The following is a 20,901-nucleotide window of genomic DNA, read 5'->3' on the forward strand; positions in this document are numbered from 1 at the left end:
GCTAGCTGGCAAGCTGTTTCATGTCTAACACCTTAGGCTGTTTCAGTATTTTGCCTTGGGCGTAGTTACATTCTATTTCAGTTAGCGCAGATAACTGTGCGGTTGAATCTACGCCTTCTGCAATAACCTTAAATTTAAGGTGCTCAGAAATAAGCATAACCGACTGAATAAGCTTAAGGTTACGCTGCGAACGCGGCAGCGACTTCACAAACCTATGGTCTATCTTTATAAAGTCGAAGGGGTAGGCAAATAAATAGCTCAATGACGCAAGCCCGCTACCAAAGTTATCCAACACCAAGGTAATGCCAGCACGTTTCAGTTTTTTAATGGCCGGTAAAATATACTGCGAGCGACGATTTAAATCGTTTTCATCAAACTCAAAAACCAGCTCGTGTGGCGACACCTCATAGTTTTCCACCAAGGCCACCATCTTGTTCACCATAGAGGCTTGCAACAAGTGGTTTATCGACACATTCACCGCAATACGCCCAGGGGCTTCGCCGCTATCCCGCCAATGCTTAAGAAGTTCGCAGGCTTTACGCAGTTGGAATAAGTCTAAATCTAGCGTTAACCCGCTTTGCTCGGCCACTTGCCTAAACTGCTCTCGGGCAATTTTGCCGTAAGCCGGGTGCGACCAACGAACATACAACTCGTGATACAGCGCAGAATCATCACGCAAATCAATCACTGGCTGCAAGAAATAATCAAACTCTTCTTCTCGTAACGCACGCCTAAATTCGTTTTCCAACTCAAGTTCTTCAATAAGACGATCGCGCATGCTTTTATCAAACATCACAAAACGGCCACGGCCCAAAGTTTTTGCTTGGTACATGGCTGCGTCGGCGTCTCTTAGCACTTCATCAGCGCTACGATAATAAGGTTCAAGATGGGCAATACCAATACTGGCGCCCGAATACATTTCTTTGCCTTCCAGTAAGAAGGGCTCAGAAATGGAGTTAATAATACGTGACGCTACTTCTTCAACGTCAGACACTTCATCGAAGTTATCAAGAAGCACCACAAATTCATCGCCACCTAAGCGGGCAAGCAAATCGTGGCCGCGAATACATAGCGCAATACGCCGTGCAACTTCAATGAGAAACTCATCCCCGGCGTGATGGCCTAGGGTGTCGTTGATGACTTTAAAGCGGTCTAAATCAATAAAGAGCACCGCAAATAAGTTATCGCTATAACGCTGCTTACTGGCAATGGCTAATTCTAAGCGGCTAGTAAACATAGCGCGGTTAGGTAGGTCGGTGAGCGAGTCGTGGTGGGCATCGTGAATTAGCTTTAACTCAATCTCTTTACGTTCTTCAATTTGTTGCTTCAAAAACGTATTGGCTTGGTCAAGCTCGGCGGTGCGCTCTTTAACACGCGCTTCCAGTTCGCTGTTGTAACGCTGAATAGCTTCGGTACTACGCTTACGCTCCATGGTTACCGCAATGTGGTGCGATACAAAACGTAAAAGCTCTAAATCTCTGGCGGTATACTTAGCGTGTTTACCGTAGGTTTGCACCGCAATAATGCCTGATATTTCTCCATCAACGATTAACGGCGAGCCCAACCACGAGTTCGCGCTATTCAGCATGGTTTGCGCCACGCTTACGTCAATCTCTCCGGCCTCTGCTAGCTCTAGTACCCGAGGCGGGTTAATCAGTTCAGCTTGCCCAGTACGCAATACAAATTCCGTTAAGCCAAGGCCAATGGGGCGCGACTCTATGCTTTCATTTTCTTTATCACTGAAATACGGGAATTCAAGGTGCTGCTTATCTTCACTTAGTGTAGAAATGTAGCAGTTAGGAGCGCTTATTAAGCGGGCTAAAATATCGTGCAAGCTGGTATAAAACACCGACATGTCGCCATCAAGGTTCGCTGCCAGCTCCGATATTTCAAACAGGGCTTGCTGTAATGCTTCTACCTTTTGGCGCTCGAGTATTTCTTCTTGTAAATCGTCATTTATTTTACGTAACTGGCGGGTACGGTCGCGAATAGTACGTTCGGTAAGCTCGCGGTTTTTAACTCTATCTACCGTAGTGACAATATGCTGCGAGACAAACAGCAGTACTTCTAAATCTTCTTGGCTATAGTGAATGCCTTCATCGTAGGTTTGTACCACCATGGCGCCAATAACCTGGCTGCCTCGCTTTAACGGCACACCCAATAATTCAAACGGCTGCGAGCCCACTAATTTAATGCCGTGCTCATTGGCAAATCGCTCTTCTTCTTCACGCTTATAAAACAGGTGTTGGCCGGTACGCAGAATAAAACCTGTCATGCCGTCCATCATATCTTCAGCGGGCAGTTGCCTAACGGTTTGTTCATCAAACTCGTCAACAAAATAGGCAAAATCAATGAGGTTGTTATCTTGCTCGTAAAAGGCAACAAAGAAGTTATCGGCATTCATAAAATCAGCAATGATTTCGTGAATGGCAGAATAAAGACGATTGAGGTGGCTAACCGAACTGGCTAATTCAGAAATGTCGAAAAGCGCCTTCTGAACACGTTCAGCGCGCTTATATTTATCGGTGAGTTGTTGAAGCTGCGGTATTAATTCCCGCAGCTCTTCTTCCGTCAACTCATATTGCGTTAAATCTGATGACATTTTGAAGCCGGCTAGAATAAGAATAGGTAATTCTAAGTTGCATTAAACTACCCGATCCATCAGAAAAACGCTACTTTTTCCAACAATTTGTTGTGTAAAGTGTAGAGTTAAATGCCTTCGATCATATATTCAATAGCGGCTTTAATTTCATCGTCTGAACAGCTGCTACATGTACCACGAGGAGGCATTGCGTTAATACCGTTAAGGGCATTTTGCCATACGCCGTCTAGGCCACGTTCGTCTAAACGGGGCTGCCAGTCTGCAGCTACGTGCAATTTAGGTGCGCCAAGAACGCCCGCTGCGTGACAGGCAACACAGGCAGAGTTGTAAACGTCTTCGCCTGACTTTGCACCGCCGGCTGCTGCGTTATTACCAGCGGCTTGTGCGCCTGCAACGTGTACCTGACCAATCGGCTTAATACGATCGGCAATTTCGTCGTCACTCATTTCTTGTGCTTGCGCAGCAAACACAGTTAGTGCTGTAGCTGCAACGGTAAACCAGGTTTTCAATTTCACATCTGTCTCCAGGCAATCATGAACTTTAAGTAAAGTATAACGTGCCAGATTATAACGGTAATTCATGCCTGAACAACTGTTTGCTACCAATTACCTATAAAAAGTAAGGATTTTTAATGCAGACAAAACCATCAATTCAGAAATGTTTTGCATAAACCAGTTGATGCAAGGCCGTGGCGTCAGTATTATTACGCCCCGTTTGCGAAGTCAGATTAATCACTACTGGTTTTCAAACATCCCCAACGCACCCGTAGCTCAGCTGGATAGAGCGTTGCCCTCCGGAGGCAAAGGTCATAGGTTCGAATCCTATCGGGTGCGCCATTTTTAGAACACAGCCCTATACAAACCGCATCACCTATTAGGTAGCAAACAACGTAATATTGTCATAAATAGACTTGACGCCACTGAGTATTCCTTTCACGATTGATATAACGTTTATAGAATTAAGTGAAGGCGAGAGCAGGCCGATGAAAATAGATATCGCGCTTTTAGAAGGGCAAAAACTACAAGCTAGCTTTGGCAAACACCAGATAATCAGTGATCAAAGCGTATCTGCAGGCGGCGATGAGTTTTATCCTGAGCCATTCGATTACTTTTTGGCCAGCATGCCGTTATGCGCCGCTTTTTATATTCGCAAATTTTGTGAAGCCAGAGACATCAGCACCGAGGGGATCACCCTTAGCCAAGAGCACAGCACTATTGGTGAAGATAAGTTTCGTAAAGCTTTTTCAATTAAAGTCAGCTTGCCTAAAGACTTTCCCGAAAAATACAAAAAAGCTGTTTTAGCTGCCGCCAACAGTTGTACAGTAAAAAAAGTGGTACAGGCAATGCCAGAGTTTAATATTCAAATTGAAGAAGAATAGACTGGTGAATTTGAACAAGTGATTTTAGTTGAAGCCGCTATTGTATTTGGGTAATAACCGAAATAGACCGATCAGGTTAGGCATAATAATGTAACAACGGCAAAGCACCAGCGAATCTACAGTATATTTTCTTAGCGGCTTAACTGAATTAGTTCGAACAACTGTAGCGTAATGGGTATTTGGCTTTAAACGAAAACACTACTCAAATGCCATCGAATATAGCCTCAGTGAACTCTCCGGCTTTAATACACATACTTACGTATTGTGTCTATTAGTTTATAATGCAGTATTAGCCCTTTAGGTGTAGGTCGAATTAAAACTATTGCAGGCCATACTGATTCGTTTAGTTAACTAGGATCAAAGCTGCTGATGAAGCCCATCTGTAAATAAGTTTTACTGAGAAAATCGATGTGTTACCTTTCGATTTATGAAAAATAAGGCTGCTATTTAAAGCCAATGGAAGAAAGTTTACAGGGAATGTTAGCTTGAAATGAATGTATCCAAAGAAACTGAACAAAAATACGTTTCAGCAATTCCAAATCCTGAATATCTAATCAAATCAATTTCTGAACAGGGTTATTCTCTTGAATCTGCAATTGCCGATCTTGCGGATAACTCTATCACCGCTGGCTGCGATAGTATTGAAATTCTCGTAGAAACGGAAAAGGCTCCCTTTCAACTCTTTATATGTGACAACGGCGAAGGCATGTCTCCAGAAGAGTTAGAACAAAATTGTAAATTCCCGAGTAGTTCACCAGAGCACGCTAGAAATGCTATGGATTTGGGACGATTTGGATTAGGAATGAAAGCCGCGTCTTTTTCACAGTCTAGGAAGTTCACTGTTTTATCGCGAAAAAAAGGGACAGATCGCTACCATGGTTTTACTTGGGATGTTGACTTTATCAAGAAAACTGGAGAATGGCGTTTAATAGTAAACTCAGATGCAGAAGTAAACAGTTTACTGCAAGACTATATTCGTTTGAGAGGTTCTTATGTTGACCCCCTTAAAGGATTTGAAGCGAATACAATTATTATTTGGGCAGGTCTGTATAAATATGAAGACTACTTAAATGAAAAAAACCGCTCGAAAGCATTGAATCGTGAAGTTTCAGTAAATGTTTATGAGCATCTAGGAATCGTATTTCATAGGTTTATTGAAGGTAAGAAAACGTCACTAAAAATTAGAGTAAACAATCATCTGATCGCTCCCTTCAACCCATTCCCCGAGACTCATAAAGGCCTTAGAAGCATTGAATACAGGCAAAAGCAGTTTGGTGATGACAATATCAAACTAGAGGGGTTTGTACTTCCGTCTATCGCGCTTGACGAAGTAAAAAGTGAAAAAAATTGCTGGACTACTTCAAATAAAAGTTTAATTGATATGGAAGGGGTATATGTATATCGGGCTAACCGCTTGATTTTATATGGCGGCTGGAATGGCCTTATAAAGAAATATCCGAGGCTACAACTAGCTAGGTTGAGAGTTGATATTGGCAATAGTGCTGATCACTTATTACATCTAAACGTAGCGAAATCCGCGGTTATCATTCCGCATGACTTAAAAGAGGCATTTGAGGGTTACATTCGCATCCTAACTACGGAAGCTACAAAGGAATACACGAACAGAGGTCTGCGCAAATTCCCTGAACGCAAGAAGAAAGCTGACTTATCGCTATTCAATAAAGTTCATACCAATAAAGGGCCAATGCTTGAAATTAATAGTGACTACCCGTTAGTTGAAATGTTGCGGGAGTCATTAAATGATGAGCAAAAAAGCCATTTTAATTTGTTCCTTCGTGTATTAAATCACTCTACTAACAAAATCCGAAATATTCACGAAACACAACCTCACTACGAAGTTGATTCGCAGCAAGCTGTTGATGCGCTTCAACACTTTGTTGAAAAGGCCAAAGAGCATGAGTTCCCTAACTCTTTTATTATCGAACATATACGACAAAACTTCGGAATCAGCGAGACTAATCTTCCAAGCAATGTTTTAAAGTTACTGGAGCAGTAATGTTAAATTTTCAATTTGAATACCAAAACGCGATAAAACATCAATTTGCTCGTCATCAAAAAGAATTTACGTCAGGCTCATTGTCCAAGTTTTTGGGAGAATCATATGGGAAAACTAAAGACGCTGTGATGGCTATTGCAAACCTCTCTGGCTGGCCTTCAATACCAGACGAAACGTTTGAAGAGTATTTTGATGCAATAAGAAAGGAAGTTTTAGCTACTACCGTAACGACAGTTGATGACCTCAATATCTTGTCTAAAAATAAGAACACATGGCTAAATGGTTCAAGAAATAAAGAAATTAAATGGAATTATACATCAAGATATTTGAAGCACTTATCTAATACGGGTAGAGCGGATACAGTAGTTCGTGAAATAGAAGTTTCTTCGAAAAAAATTCTAGGAAAACTGGGCGACCCTAAAGGTGAAAACAGTTTTTTGATCAAAGGGTTGGTTGAAGGCGATGTGCAGTCAGGTAAAACCGGAAATTTTAACGCAGTAATTAACCGTGCAATTGATGCCGGCTATCGCCTTATAGTGGTGCTTTCTGGTCTCATGGATGATTTGCGAGTACAAACTCAAGAACGGATTCAACTGGATGTAATAGGTGAAGGAAAAAAAGGGAAAGTAGGGGTCGGGCTAATTGAGTCTTTTGGAACTGATGTCGGCTCGGCTGTCCAGCAAGTCAACTCTATAACTTCAGAAGATGCAGACTTCAGCAGCCCACTCGAGAAAGCCAATTTCTCAATGAAGCCTATAAATATTCTAGTATGCAAAAAAAATGTCAGTATTCTTAAAAATCTTCTTATTTGGATTAACGAGAATTTACCTGAAGGGGAAAGCAAGCATGCTACTCCTTTCTTACTTATCGATGACGAAGCTGATAATGCCTCTTTAAATAATGAAGGGCACAAAGGACGTGAGTATGCATCAAAGATAAACGGCCACATCAGAGCGCTTTTGGATCTTTTTCATAAACGTTCATATTTGGGATACACGGCGACGCCATTCGCAAATGTAATTCAAGATAGAAATGAAATACCCGATAATGCATGGGAACTGACTTACAAAACAAAACAACAGGATAAGTCGGTTAAATTCAGTCAGATAAACAACTTGTTCCCAGATGACTTTATAGTGCAATTGAACTCGCCAACTAACTATGTCGGTGCGCAACGAATTTTTGAAACCTTATCTGATGATGGGGTACCTAAATTGCCAGTTGTATTTCCTATTGACGATTATTCTGATGATTTTCCAAGTCGTGTATTAGAAGTGGCTGAGGATGAAGTTATTGGCGTTGAGCGCTTTGACTCTAAACCTGATTGGGAAAGGAAAGTCGGTAAATTTGGTACTTATAAAGATTTCATTAGCTACTCTGATTACCGAAAAGGAACTAGAGCCGCAAAAGCGATTGATAAATTTCCGAAAAATCTTCCTGATTCACTTAAGCATTCTGTCATGTGCTTCATTTTAGGTATAGCAGTAAGGGAGTTGCGTCAACCCAAAATGCTCACGTCTAACCTGTACCAACCTCATAATACAATGCTTGTGCATATATCTAGATTCACGGCATGGCAGTCAACGACAAAAAGACTCCTTAAATCTTATTATTCAGACTTGATTTCGAGACTAGTAATGGATAAGCCAAATGCTCCTGGATCTGTGTATCTAGAGTTTGAGAAGGTCTGGAGAAGGTACTATCACGACATAGTTTTGAATGTCAGGGAATATTTGCCTAAAGGTTATGTAGATGAATTCATGACGCCTACTTCCTTCAATTCAGTCTTACCGGGGTTGATAGATGCTGCTAAAAATATTGATATACTTGCGTTAAATAGCCAAACCAATGATGAATTAGACTATAAAAAAAGTAATCCCAAAAAAGTAATTGCTATTGGAGGTAATCGGCTTTCAAGGGGGTTCACTTTGGAAGGACTGATTACTAGTTATTTTGTACGAACTACTAATTATTCAGATTCACTACTGCAAATGGGGCGGTGGTTTGGTTATCGTCCCGGCTATCTAGATTGTTGCAAGCTTTTTACCTCTCAAGATCTAATAGACAGATATGATTCAACAACTCTTTGTGTAGAAGAACTAAAAGCCGAGTTTAAAAAAATGGATGATCTGGGCCGCACTCCAAGTGACTTCGAATTAAGAGTAAGAACACACGAAGGGGTCCTACAAATTACACGGCCTTCAATTTTAAAGAACACAGAGTTGGTTAAATGGTCATATCAAGACTCTTTGCAAATGAGTACATCAATTAACGTTGAAAAGGACCATATTTCGAATGTTTGGAAAGCATTTAAAACCAAGCTCTCACCGTTGATGGCCGATGCTGAGTTAAAGGGAACTTTACTATGTAAGCAAGTTAATTCTGAATTGATTCTGGAAATCTTAAAGGATCAGAATAACTTCGACCCTACAAAATGCGAACTCATGGCAGCGTACATAAAAAAGTGTAACGAAAAAGGACTTCTTGAAAATTGGACAATAGCTGTAAAAACGACAGGTACGTCTAAAAGTTCAAATGGGTTGGGCAAGCTAAGTACTGCTGAAAGTGGCTTACCAATTGATGTAACTTTAGCCGTTCGACGTGGGCCAAAGCCCGGAGAACGCTTCTTCGATGAGTTGATGAAAGACTCTGTTTTTAAAGCTACGTCAAAATCTGCAAATATAATGTCTAGTGGTAGAGATATGGCAGCTGCAATTACGGAAACCACTGCCAATATGGCTGACATTGAATACTACAATGAACAAGCTTCAGGTCTTATGAAGCTGAATCCTACATTGAGTGAGAATGAAGCACTAAAAAAAGCCAAGCAAAAAAATGTTCCAGAAAGAGTTTACCGTGAAAAGCTATCACCAGAAGAGGGCATTTTGATCGTTTATCTCTTTGACTCTTATTATTCATTTAGACAAGAAAAAGGCCAAGAGATGAGGGAGTATTCTGCGTGGGTTAAGGAAAAAGGGATAGAGTTAAATACTCCGCTGGTCGGCTTTGCTGTTGGCTTTCCGCCAATAAGCCGTAACCAAGATCCCAGCGGTGTATACGTGAAAGGAGACTACAATTTGCAAGAAGAACCTGAACTCGAAGAAGAAGATTGTAACGATTTTGAGCAAGGTGGTTCGGCTTTACCTGATGATGTGAATAGTTAATGAACTTAAATAGTAAGTGGGCTCAGCTTAACAGTGCCTTATTAGAGGGAGACGGGTTAAAGACTCTTAGACTATCGGAGCACTGTATATTAGAACTATTTTTAGCTATTGATAAAGACAAATGCCGGTATCTAATCCTACACTTGCCCGATGACTTTCAACCATCTATCAATATTTTAGAAAATGAGAATATAGTATTAACTTATTCATGCGCCCAACAGTTAATTGCAATAAAATTAATAGATATAGAGTTTAGGGACTTATTTGATGATCTAATAGAGTCGCTGTTTAACGCTATAAGTAAAGAATCATCAATTGAGATAGCTTCAAGACGCCTAGTAGAAAATTTCGTCAAGTGGAATCAATTTTTTCGTAAATTAGAGAGAAAAGTATATAGCGAAAAAACAATTCTAGGGATTTGGGGGGAGCTATTTACTCTGAAAAAACTTATTGAGAAAAAATCGAAGGCAATCGAAGTCGACAAAGTTTTAGAAGCTTGGACAGGCCCTTTAGATTCAGTTCATGACTTTACATTTAGCAATAAAAGTATTGAGGTCAAAACTAAGCTAACTACGCAAAATGCTATAAATATTGCAAGCGAGTTTCAATTAGATTTGGGGGCGGCGGAAAGTTTAGAGCTTTGTATCGTTAATGTTGAAAAAGACATTAATGGTGTAACCATCGGAAACTTATATAGCAAAATAAAAGAAAGTATATTAGAAAAAAGTGCCGACCTGTCGTTGTTTATAGCTCGCCTAATTGCCTTGAAACTAGATGAGCGAAGTTTAAAAAGATACGATAATTATTCATATAAAGCATTGAAAGTTACATATTATAATTGTCTAGATGAAAGATTCCCAAAAATTGTACGAGGCAGACTTGATGAAGAAGTGTTTTCTGTAAAATATAAATTAGATGTTTCAAGCTTGAATGAATTTATCTTGTACACGGAGAAGTATTAGTGTCATTTCAATCCCTTTTCGATATTCGAGATGAGTTACTAGAAGCATCAAAGGATGAGCATGATTTTGTTCAGCAATATGCACTTCTAGAACAAATACCACCTTATTTAGTAGACACAAAATTAATTGACTCTGAGGACATCAATAGCGCTTACTTTTCCTCGGAAGCTGATAACTTAAAACTAAATGGATACACCATAAATTTTACTGGAGAGCGACTACAGATTTTTATTATCAATGATAACTATCTGTCACAAAGCGATAATGAAATCCTAGTTTCTCAGCGTTCAGAATATGATGCCGAGTTCAAAAAAGTAATCCGATTCATCACTTCTGCGGTTAAGGGGAATTTAGATGATTTGCAAGATTCGGAACCAGTAAAGCCTCTGGTTTCTAAACTAAAGTCTATTGAGGGCTTAAAAGGCTTCGATGTAGTTGAAATATTCTTAGTTTCGTTGTCAATAACAGTAATGAGCCGTGGTGGCGAGGCACATTTAAAAAGCATTCATTTCGAAGAAGAAAACAAAACATTTAACGTAAAGCAAAATGGCGAGAGGTTTTCAAAAGATATCCTATTTGTTAGGCGAGTAATCGACTTAAACTACATAGCCAATTGTCTGGTATCCCAAGGGAGAGGCAAGCCTCTTAAAGTTGTGTTTAAGGACGTCGTAAACAAAGACATTGAAGTTATAAAAGCTGCTGAGGAAAGTGAGTTTGAATCTTATCTATGCGTTTTGGATGCCGATATGCTCGCTGACCTTTACAAGCGCTATTCTTCCCAGCTTTTAGAAAAGAATGTTAGATCCTTTTTACAATTTAAAGGTGTTAATCGCGGCATCAAATCTACAATTAAAAATGAGCCAGAAAAGTTTATTGCATACAACAACGGTTTAACAATTACGGCCACTGATGCCAAAGTCTACTACCAGAAGAAATCTTGGTACTTATCCTCTTTGGAAGACTTTCAAATTGTCAATGGTGGTCAGACTACGGCAAGCATTTACTTTTCTCGAAAAGAAGGGCTGGATATTTCCAAGGTTAAAGTCATGGCAAAAATAAATGTTGCCAAAAACAACAAGACCTCTGAACTAGACGATTTAATTTCCAAAATCAGTGAATATTCAAACAGCCAATCAAGGGTTTCAAGAGTAGACCTAAGATCTAGAAGCCCTAAACTTGTTCAGTTAAAAAGGCTAAGTGAAACCGTAATGACGCCATCTGGTGGTTATTGGTTCTTTGAGCGGGCAAAAGGTGAATTCAATACACGAGTAAGAAAAGACAATAATCCAGCTAAACTTAAGAGAGACTTCCCCACAAGTAAGCGTTTCACAAAAGAGCTACTAGCTAAGTACTATTGTGCTTGGGGGGAGATTCCATTCTTAGTAAAGAAAGGTGGTGAAAAAATATTTAGACTTTTCATAGAAGAGCTTGAACCTGAAGATGGTAAAGGTATTGAGGTGAATAGAGATTTCTATGAACAATTGGTAGCGAAAATGATTCTCTTTAGAAAAATGGAAGAGATTTACGGAGCTGGAAAAAATGCTATTGGTCAACTGCGTTCAGCCGCCGTTCCTTACTCTATAGCTGCTATATATACATATACAGATGGAAACCCAGAGTCGGCCAACTTTGCTTTAGATAAGCTATGGAAACAAGAGGTTATAGGAGGTGAGCTTGAAGAAATTTTGTTTAAGTTACTCTCTTTAATGAATGATTTAATCAAACAATATTCGCTTAGCGACGACTGTGGTGAATATGCCAAAAAGTCCGAATTGTGGGATGTTATTAAAAATTCTAAAGAATTAAATCATTTTTACGATTCCAATGAGTTTCAACTTTCAATAAATAAGTACAGGGCTAGCTAAGTCTAGATTTTATTTTCTACTTATTGAGTAAGCTATAGCGAACCATACTTCGCGTAGCCTAATTAAGTAGTTCCATTACAACTTTACCGATCTGTTTTGCCAAAAACGGTGGTACGGCGTTTCCAACCTGAACATACTGATTAGTTCTTTCACCTTCAAAGTAATAGTTATCGGGAAAAGTTTGCAAACGAGCGGCTTCTCTCACAGTAAGGCTCCGGCACTGTTTGGGGTCGTAGTGTACAAAGTGATGACCATCTTTAGCGATATGGCTCGTAATTGTTTTTGAGAACGAATTTGCCGGTTGGACTCTGAAGCGATCTGCGTGATCACCTGATTCCCAATTTTTATGGTTAGGTGCTAGCTCTTTTGGAAAATCTCTCGACTTTGGCGATACACCTTCATTTAATTTTGCATGTACAGCACAAAAGGCATAACGCAACAAATCTGACTCCATATGACCCCGAGTATCATGATTCAATACGTATTTTAGATTTTCATCCAATAACCAATCTTTTAGGGGCGATGTGAGTTTAGTTTCTTTGACATTTTTATGTTGAGATTCAACTCTATTCAGCTTCTTAATAGGCTCAATGTCTAGATCATCAATAGTTTTCTTCGAGTAAATACCAGTCTTCAGGAGTAATCTTTTTAAATATTTTGCGTTCTTTGAGATTACTCTAGTCCAAACCTGCTGCTCGTTCTCGGTTTTCTTAGAAAATCCACTTCTAAGCGGCGGTAAATCGCTTAGAACACTCTCTACACTTATCGTATTGTCTGCTTTTTTTAGTGTTGACGGTATGGCTTTTATATCTTCTCTAACACCTATTAAAATCACCCTATGACGAGCCTGTGGAATACCATATTCTTCTGATTTTATAAGAAAATCTCTCGAGTCTTTATATTGAGGATTGTCGGGATTCTCTGCATTTACAACAAGTGAGTATATTTTGTATTTGGGACCATTCTTTACCTTAGTTACTCTACTTGGATTTCTTAAATCCTTTAATAGTTGCGGAAACATGACTTTGCCATTTAATTTTGCAGACAGAATTCCGCGAACGTTTTCCATTATAAATACGTTTGGCGTGGCAATGGACAGCACTTTCAAATACTGAAGATAAAGGAAGTTACGGGAATCTTTTTCAGCTTTATAGTTTTTGATACCGGCGTTGCGGGACCTACCGGCTAAAGAATAAGCCTGACATGGAGGTCCGCCGATTACCATAGTTGGCCCACTATGTTTTTCCGTTAACTCTCGGATGCGTTCATGAATTTGACTGTTATCAACTCCAAGCTCTTTAGGTCCCTTTAAAGTTTCAATATTAGCTTCTCTTGCTTGTTCAGGGTAGCGCTGAAAAAGTGCTTCTCTGGAAAGGTTGCCCCTAACATATTCATAGTAATCATCTAGACCGCTAGGCAAACCTTTTAGTTTTCTGAAAAATGCTCTTGTTGTTAGAGTTTTATGCGCATGCGGATCTTTCTCAACAGACAACCCGATTTGAAATGGACTACTTCCATTTTCGTGCCGACAAGAAGATATTCCTTCACCTAACCCACCCGGACCGGCAAATAAATCGATTACTAAAACTTCACCTGTTTTCACAATAGCCACTATATTAAAAAAATGCTGAGCAATAATACCAGGCCAAAAGTTTTGAGCAATATTAATATTATTCTGCTTCTAAACGACTTAGTCTCACCAAGTTATCAATTGAAAAATCTACTCACCAAAGAGTTCCTTTTTGAACGCGCCACCTTCAACATTTTTATCGAAGTAACTTTTCCCATCTTCAAACATTTGCTTCCTAATTAACTCTATGTCGCTGCTCTCAAGCTTCTCCCACAAAACAGCATCAAACGCAAGTTTGTCTAAATCCTTGGTATGGTACATAAAGCTTTTGCGCTCGAATTTTTCGAATGGATTCTGCAGAATACTTTTAGTTAGCTGTTTTTTGTCATTTATAAACTCTTTGTTATTCAAAGGGCTGTTTGGTTTTTCTGCTTTACCGTATTTTGTCAGTAAGTTTTTATAAAATGACTGATAATCATCTCTTAGCAATGTAAGTGATACTTCGCCAGTTTTATCTGCGTGCTTAAGCATCAATAGCAAAAAGATGATTTTGAATGAAAACGTATAATCTCGTTGCTCTAAAAACTCGAAAAAATCATCCCTTCTCGTGGCTTCGCTACGAAGCTTCAGGTTTTTTTCTTCGCGTATCTCGTGAACTCTACTTTGTTTGTAATAATTAAGCATTTTATTGCCAAACGGTAATTGCTTGTCTGGAACTATACTTTGATTTTTCACCCAGTTCTTAACCGTCCCCGTGGAAACAAATAGCTCTCTTGCAAGTTGTTCATCATTTACATAATCGCCAAACTCATCCTCGAAATTAAACAGCTTAATAGGCCTAAGGTTCCTTATGGACTCATAAAGATGGTCAAGAACAATTTCTTCACCCACAGGTGCTGCGTTAGGATTGAACACATCAGCAAAAGGCTTGTAATCAGTCAAATTGAATATGCTGTGTAAGCTCCATGGCTGAATTGCTGGTCCATAACTATCAACAACATCAACTACGTAAAGCGCTTCTTTTCCTGGGTGGTTTCTTGTACCTCTTCCTAACTGTTGCATGTAAAGCACTTTGGACATGGTTGGTCTTGCCATTACGACAATTGAAGTGTTGGGGGCGTCCCAGCCCTCATTTAACAAATCACATGCACATAAAAACCGTAGTTTTCCATCCTTATATTTTTTAAGGCCATCGCGGCTGTTTGCTGATACTGCTTCTGCACTAATCATGTTTTTATTTAGCAGCGCTGCAAGTCTATTAGCGTGTTTTACATCTACGCAAAATATTACGCCTTGAAGTGAAGACAGTGACTGCTTGGTAGTAACGTCTTCTTGGTTAAAGTAATTAGAAATAACATCGACAATCAGCTGGTCTCGAGAAGGAATAATGACATTCTTATTGAGGTCACTTTTTACGAATTCTTTCCCATTGAATCGTACTTGTGAAAAATCAATATTACTCTCTAAGCGAAATGCGCGTATAGGTGGTAAGAGGTTTTGTTTTATCGCCTCTTCTAAGGTCATGTTTAATTGGTATCTACCAAATATTTCAGCCAAATCTTTCTGATCTAATCGTTTATCGGTTGCAGTACAGCCAAGTAATGTCTTGGGCTTAAAGTGCTCTAAAACTCTTTTAAGGCCTTGTGCTGGTGCATGGTGTGCCTCGTCCACCACAATATAGTCAAAGTGGTCTGATGAAAGAGAAGAGAAACTTCTTTGTATGGCTTGTGTTGTTTGTACAATTACATCCGCTTTTAAGTCGGTTATATCCGAAGATATGTTTAGGCAAGAATTACGCTCCAGAAATCGTAATTTTGTTTGGGTTCGAAGGTCTTTGAATGGAACTATTACCAATGCTCGTTCAGCTCGTCCCTCTTTCCGCTGCCTGTAGTGGTCTGCAATAAATACTTCTGTCTTGCCTGTGCCAGTAGGAAGTACAAGTAAGAAAGTATCCTTTCCCGCTTCTCTACTATTTTGTATGTCGGATAGCGCGTTTTTTTGGTGTTTGAAAAGTGAAAAGCTGATGTTTCGAAACTGACTTGCTGAAGGTTTTTCGCAGAACGTTTCTGTCCTTCCAAAATACATACGAATTTGATCAGCAAATTTTTTTTCGTCTGCCATTCCCGCATTTGACCAACGATAAACTTTTATACCGTCTTTCATTAACGAGTTCTGTTTAAGCAACTGAGAAAGGTATCGCTTCCTATCAATAACGAGCGGGTGATGAAAAGCTTCGCCGTTTAACTCAATTGCAATATCACCGCTTTGTGTTTTTAGTATGTAGTCTACATAGCGACTTTTACCAAGTAGGTCGACGTACTGGTATTCACGTATAAGAGCATAGAGATACTTAGAACCATAAACCTGTTCAAACAGGCTTTCGAAGTTATACTCAGGCTTCGTCGGGGCTATTTCGTTTGTATGCCTGTCAGTTCCATACTGTTGGAAATCGTATTCTTCTTTTGTTTCACCTAAAACGGCATCAACGAGCCATTTATTGTCCGGTTCTTGATCATCAATGAATCTATAAAGCTTAGTAAATTTATGCATAAGCATGTTTTGCCAACCCGTATATTCATGATATCGATATTGAGGTTTGTCACTGCCATAAAACTGCGTATCTAGAATAACGCCAGTCAGTTGCTCGGCGTCACTATATAGGTATGAAGTATATTGTGAGTCGATGAGTTGAAATCCTTTTCGCTCTAGCAACTTTGATAAACTCATTCATTTACATCCGTTGTTACGACATATTTCCCTGACATTACCGCACCGCTTCATCACTTCAACCGTAACCCACTTCACATCATCACGCTGCAACCCGTCCTTACCAGGAACAGGGTTTAAGTTGCGTGCCTTTAGGCCGTTACTTTCCGCTAAGGTCGCTAACTCTTCATAACTAACGGGGTGCATGGGCCGTGCTTCATCGTTTGGGCCAAACCGAAGGCTTATGTATAGTGTTCCGTTTTTCGAAAGCAATTCAGCTAAACGCTTTAACGCGGGTGGCCTTTCAGCTTCAGGCAGGTGCATCCATACCGCTGAAAGCAGAATTAGGTCGTAGGTTGTGGGTTCGTGAGGTAGGGCGGTAAGCGCGGGTAAACTGGCGTTACACCATGTAACACTGTTATGGGCGTTGGATTGCGCTAAGGTTCGTAAGTTATCAGCAGGCTCTACAGCGACTACTTTCCAACCTTGTTCGGCTAACCAGTTGGCATCGCGGCCACTTCCTGCGCCCACGTCTAGGGCTATACCTGGTTGGGTAGTGTGTAAAAAAGCCTTCCAATCGCTATGCACCTTTTCGGCGTCTACCGAATGGTATAAATCGTAGTAGTGTTGCGCTTTTTCACTGTAATGCTTAATGGTGTTTTTCACTGCGTAAAGAATCCTTCCTCTGTTTAATATTACGTTACCGCATAAAACCCAAGGCTGCTAGTTAACACCAACTGTTCAAAACATTGATTTACCGCAAAACTAAAATTCCCCACCTTTGTATAGTAAAGCGGTATACCTAGCTGTTATCGCCACCTACCTTTATCTCATACACAGGGAGCGCCGCTGTGAAAAAAACGCCGTTTATATTATCTATTTTGTTTGTCGTGTTTTTAATTGTGGTGGGCAGCCTTATGTTTAGCGCCCCTGACGTTACTAATGTGGTGTCGGGGAATGGGCGTATTGAAGCCACTGAAATTGGCATTTCTGCCAAAGTTGCTGGGCGGGTAGAAGACATTTACGTTAACGAAGGTGACAGGGTAGAAGCGGGGGATGTGGTGGCCAAGCTAGATACCGCCACCATTAACAGTCAGCTTGAACAAGCGAAAGCGCAAGCGGAACAGGCAAAAAGTGCGGTAGAAGCCGCTAATATGGCGATAGCCCAACGGGAAAGTGAAAAGGCGGCGCTAGAGGCTGCGCTTATAAAAGCTAAGGCAGAATTAAAAGCGGCAGAAGCGCATGCCGCGCGTACCAGTGAATTAGCCAAAACTGGGGCGGTGTCTAAGCAGCTGGCCGAAGATAATTTAACCACGGTTGAAAGTGCAAAAGCCGCGGTTAACGCTGCTAAGGCGCGCTTAACTGCCGCCGACGCCACCATTGAAGCAACCCGTTCTCAATACTATTCGGCCCTTGCTGCGGTGAATGCTGCCAATGCCACCATTGCGCAAATTGAATCAGAAATGAACGACATGGTTTTAAAAGCCCCCCGTAGCGGCCGTATTCAGTATCGGGTAGTGCAGCCTGGTGAAGTGGTGGGGGCCGGCGGCCGTGTACTTAGTTTGGTCGATTTAACCAACGTGTACATGACCTTTTTCTTGCCGGCTTCACAGGTAGGTAAGCTCACCATGGGCGGTGAAGCGCGTATTGTGCTAGATGCTGCCCCTAACATGGCTATTCCTGCCACCATTTCTTACGTGGCTGACGTGGCGCAATTTACCCCTCGTTCAGTGGAAACCCAAAGCGAACGTGAAAAGCTTATGTTTAGGGTTAAAGCGCAAGTGCCAGTACCGCTATTAAAGCAGCATATCGATAAAGTAAAAACCGGGCTACCCGGTGTGGTGTGGGTAAAATTAAGTGATGATGCCCAGTGGCCTAGCGACCTGCCCGAACTGGTACACGAATGAGTCATATCATTGAATGCTCACAGCTAACGGTGCGCTATAAAAGCACGACAGCTATCGATAACATTAAGCTGAGTATTCCCGCTGGGGTAACGGTAGGCATTATTGGGCCCGACGGTGTGGGTAAGTCTACCTTACTGAGTTTAATTGCGGGCGAGCGTATGATGCAGCAGGGCAGCTTGCAGGTGCTTGGCGGCGACATGCGGGATAAAAAGCACCGCGAGGCGATTTGTTCCGACATTGCCTATATGCCTCAAGGGCTGGGTAAAAACCTGTACCCCACGTTATCGGTGGAAGAAAACCTGCAGTTTTTTGCCAAGCTGTTTGGTCATAGCCGCAAACAGCGCCGGGCACGTATAGACAACCTCACTAAGCGCACTGGGCTTTACCCATTTTTATCACGCCCAGCGGGAAAGTTGTCAGGGGGTATGAAACAAAAACTGGGGCTGTGCTGCGCATTAATTCACGACCCTCGTTTGCTTATTCTTGATGAACCCACCACAGGGGTAGACCCCCTCGCGCGAAGCCAGTTTTGGTCGCTTATTCGCGATATTCACACCGCGCAACCGAATATTACGGTGCTGGTGGCTACCGCCTACATGGATGAAGCCCAGCAATTTAACCACTTAATTGCGTTAAACGCGGGAAAGGTATTAGCTACAGGTTCGCCGCAAGACCTGCTGGCTCGCACCCAAACCAGTAACTTAGAGTCGGCGTTTATTGCGCTGTTACCTAGCGAGATAAAACACCACCACCATAGCGTGGAGGTTCAGCCGTACAACGCGGCTATTCATAGTGAAACCGCCATTGAAGCGAAAAACCTTACCATGAAATTTGGCGATTTTGTGGCAGTAGACAAGGTGAGTTTTACCATTGGTAAAGGTGAGATATTCGGCTTTTTAGGTTCTAATGGATGCGGTAAATCGACCACCATGAAAATGCTAACCGGGTTGTTACCGCAAACCTCAGGCGAGGCCTGGCTGCTGGGCAGCCCGCTTGCCGCTAACGACATTAACACCCGCTATCGCGTGGGGTATATGTCGCAAAGTTTTTCTCTTTATACCGAGCTTACCGTTAGGCAAAACTTGGTGTTACACGCCAAGCTGTTTAAAGTGCCTGCCACTAAGGTTGAAGGGCGGGTAGATGAAATGCTCAACCGCTTTGCCTTATCCCAGCATCAACACAATTTACCCCATGCTTTGCCTTTAGGTATACGCCAGCGTTTGTCGCTGGCCGTGGCCATGGTACATAAACCGGAAGTGCTTATTCTTGATGAGCCCACCTCGGGGGTAGACCCAATAGCGCGAGATAATTTTTGGCAGTTGCTTATTACCTTAGCGCGCCAAGATGGCGTGACTATTTTTATTTCTACCCACTTTATGAACGAAGCGGCTCGCTGCGATAGAATTTCGCTTATGCACGCAGGCAAAGTGCTAATAACCGATACCCCTGAAGCCATAAAGGCGCAAAAATCTGCCGATACCTTAGAAGCTGCGTTTATCGAATATTTGGTGGAAGCGCAAACGCCTTCAACCCACGCCAATGCCAGCGAACAGGGTTTAGCGCTAGCTGCGTCTACAGCAACACAACAAACGCCAAGCAAACGGGCGAAAGGGTTACGGCGCTTATTAAGTTATGCGTCGCGAGAAACCTTAGAGCTTATGCGCGACCCTATTCGCTTAACCATGTCATTTTTAGGTAGCATGGTGTTAATGGTTGTCATTGGCTACGGCATTACTATGGACGTAGAAGACTTATCCTATGCCGTGTTCGACCGCGACCAGTCATCCATTAGCCTAGACTACCGCAATGCGCTGTCTGGCTCCCGCTACTTTGATGAAAAGCCCGCGATTACCAGCTATGCGGATATGGACAAGCGAATGAAAAGCGGCGAAATTTCCCTTGCCGTTGAGATACCCCCTGAGTTTGGCCAGTATGTTCACAAGGGCGAGCAGGTGGAGATCGGCGCATGGATAGACGGCGCCATGCCCTCGCGGGCTGAAACCATAGAAGGCTACGTAACAGGTATTCACGTAAAGTGGCTATTGCAGCAAGCTTCGCAAATGAGTCAAGCGCAATCGAGTAGTAGCATTAATGTGGTGTCTCGCTATTTGTACAACCCAGATATTCGTAGCTTAGTGGCCATCGTGCCTGCGGTAATTCCCATGTTGCTGCTTATGATCCCGGCTTTACTTACCTCGTTAGCAGTGGTGCGGGAAAAAGAGCTAGGCTCAATTATCAATTTATATGTCACCCCGGTGAGCAAACTTGAGTTTTTGCTAGGTAAGCAACTTCCTTATATTGCTACCTCGTTTATCAGCTTCTTGTTGTTAGTGGCCATGGCAGTATGGCTGTTTAACGTACCCCTTAAAGGGGATGTACTGGCCTTATTTGTTATCGCGTTGCTGTTTGTTACCTTTTCAACCAGTTTTGGTTTGCTTGCGTCGGTGTTCACTAACAGTCAAATTGCCGCTATTTTGCTTACCACCATTGGCACCATGGTGCCCGCGGTGCAGTTTGCCGGAATGATAACGCCGGTTTCGGCGTTAGAGGGGGCAGGGCGGTTAATAGGGGAAGTGCACCCGGTTAGTTACTTTTTACTGGCCAGCAGGGGAATATTCAGCAAAGGCTTAGGCTTTGGCACCTTAGATTTTGCGGTATTTGCCATCGCCATTGCTATTCCTATTACGCTGTGGCTTGCCACTGTTTTGTTAAACAAACAGGAGCGCTAAA

General features: G+C 41.7%; 12 protein-coding genes and 1 tRNA gene. 8 read left to right on the top strand and 5 right to left on the bottom strand.

Translation table 11 applies throughout. From position 1 onward, the window contains the following. Nucleotide 1 precedes the first annotated feature (1 nt). Together IUA53_RS00365 and IUA53_RS00370 are read right to left on the bottom strand one after the other, a co-directional pair. A complete protein-coding gene (locus IUA53_RS00365) occupies nucleotides 2-2,602 on the bottom strand; it encodes a sensor domain-containing phosphodiesterase (RefSeq protein ID WP_044445874.1) in 2,601 nt (866 codons plus the stop codon). 107 nt (nucleotides 2,603-2,709) lie between these two features. Further along, nucleotides 2,710-3,117: a c-type cytochrome gene (locus IUA53_RS00370; RefSeq protein WP_044058624.1), complete on the bottom strand. Its 408-nt coding sequence runs from the start codon at nucleotides 3,115-3,117 to the stop codon at nucleotides 2,710-2,712. Between the two features lie 244 nt (nucleotides 3,118-3,361). Between IUA53_RS00370 and IUA53_RS00375 the strand changes: the two genes are divergently transcribed. The 6 genes from IUA53_RS00375 to IUA53_RS00400 all read left to right on the top strand — a co-directional run bounded on the left by IUA53_RS00375 (nucleotide 3,362) and on the right by IUA53_RS00400 (nucleotide 11,988). After that, nucleotides 3,362-3,438 (top strand) — tRNA-Arg (locus IUA53_RS00375). Between the two features lie 146 nt (nucleotides 3,439-3,584). Further along, complete coding sequence (locus IUA53_RS00380; RefSeq protein WP_196897826.1) at nucleotides 3,585-3,980, top strand: OsmC family protein; 396 nt, start codon at nucleotides 3,585-3,587, stop codon at nucleotides 3,978-3,980. 490 nt (nucleotides 3,981-4,470) lie between these two features. Further along, on the top strand, nucleotides 4,471-5,997 hold the full coding sequence (locus IUA53_RS00385) for an ATP-binding protein (RefSeq protein ID WP_196897828.1): 1,527 nt from the start codon (nucleotides 4,471-4,473) through the stop codon (nucleotides 5,995-5,997). Then, nucleotides 5,997-9,161, top strand: a complete 3,165-nt coding sequence (locus IUA53_RS00390) for a Z1 domain-containing protein (RefSeq protein WP_196897830.1) — start codon at nucleotides 5,997-5,999, stop codon at nucleotides 9,159-9,161. Before IUA53_RS00385 ends, IUA53_RS00390 begins: the two co-directional genes overlap by 1 nt. After that, nucleotides 9,161-10,123 carry a PD-(D/E)XK motif protein gene (locus tag IUA53_RS00395; protein ID WP_196897831.1) on the top strand — a complete coding sequence of 321 codons (963 nt, stop codon included), beginning with the start codon at nucleotides 9,161-9,163 and terminating at the stop codon, nucleotides 10,121-10,123. The genes IUA53_RS00390 and IUA53_RS00395 overlap by 1 nt, the downstream gene beginning before the upstream one ends. Then, nucleotides 10,123-11,988 (top strand): AIPR family protein, encoded by a 1,866-nt coding sequence (locus IUA53_RS00400; protein ID WP_196897833.1) that lies wholly within the window; start codon nucleotides 10,123-10,125, stop codon nucleotides 11,986-11,988. The genes IUA53_RS00395 and IUA53_RS00400 overlap by 1 nt, the downstream gene beginning before the upstream one ends. A gap of 58 nt (nucleotides 11,989-12,046) precedes the next feature. Here IUA53_RS00400 and IUA53_RS00405 read toward each other — a convergent pair whose 3' ends face one another. The 3 genes from IUA53_RS00405 to IUA53_RS00415 all read right to left on the bottom strand — a co-directional run bounded on the left by IUA53_RS00405 (nucleotide 12,047) and on the right by IUA53_RS00415 (nucleotide 16,930). Continuing rightward, nucleotides 12,047-13,591: a DNA cytosine methyltransferase gene (locus tag IUA53_RS00405; RefSeq protein ID WP_196897835.1), complete on the bottom strand. Its 1,545-nt coding sequence runs from the start codon at nucleotides 13,589-13,591 to the stop codon at nucleotides 12,047-12,049. Nucleotides 13,592-13,708: 117 nt separating this feature from the next. Beyond that, nucleotides 13,709-16,270, bottom strand: a complete 2,562-nt coding sequence (locus IUA53_RS00410) for a DEAD/DEAH box helicase (protein WP_231401218.1) — start codon at nucleotides 16,268-16,270, stop codon at nucleotides 13,709-13,711. A gap of 15 nt (nucleotides 16,271-16,285) precedes the next feature. Next, nucleotides 16,286-16,930 (bottom strand): class I SAM-dependent methyltransferase, encoded by a 645-nt coding sequence (locus tag IUA53_RS00415; RefSeq protein ID WP_231401219.1) that lies wholly within the window; start codon nucleotides 16,928-16,930, stop codon nucleotides 16,286-16,288. Nucleotides 16,931-17,115: 185 nt separating this feature from the next. On the opposite strand from IUA53_RS00415, the gene IUA53_RS00420 reads away from it, so the two are divergent. Further along, entirely contained in the window at nucleotides 17,116-18,171 is a 1,056-nt protein-coding gene (locus IUA53_RS00420; protein WP_196897839.1) for an HlyD family secretion protein, read from the top strand. After that, nucleotides 18,168-20,900: a ribosome-associated ATPase/putative transporter RbbA gene (rbbA, locus tag IUA53_RS00425; protein ID WP_196897841.1), complete on the top strand. Its 2,733-nt coding sequence runs from the start codon at nucleotides 18,168-18,170 to the stop codon at nucleotides 20,898-20,900. Before IUA53_RS00420 ends, rbbA begins: the two co-directional genes overlap by 4 nt. The last annotated feature ends 1 nt before the right edge of the window (nucleotide 20,901 follow it).

It is taken from the genome of Alteromonas sp. B31-7 (genome assembly GCF_015767655.1).
Classification (GTDB): Bacteria; Pseudomonadota; Gammaproteobacteria; order Enterobacterales; family Alteromonadaceae; genus Alteromonas; species Alteromonas australica.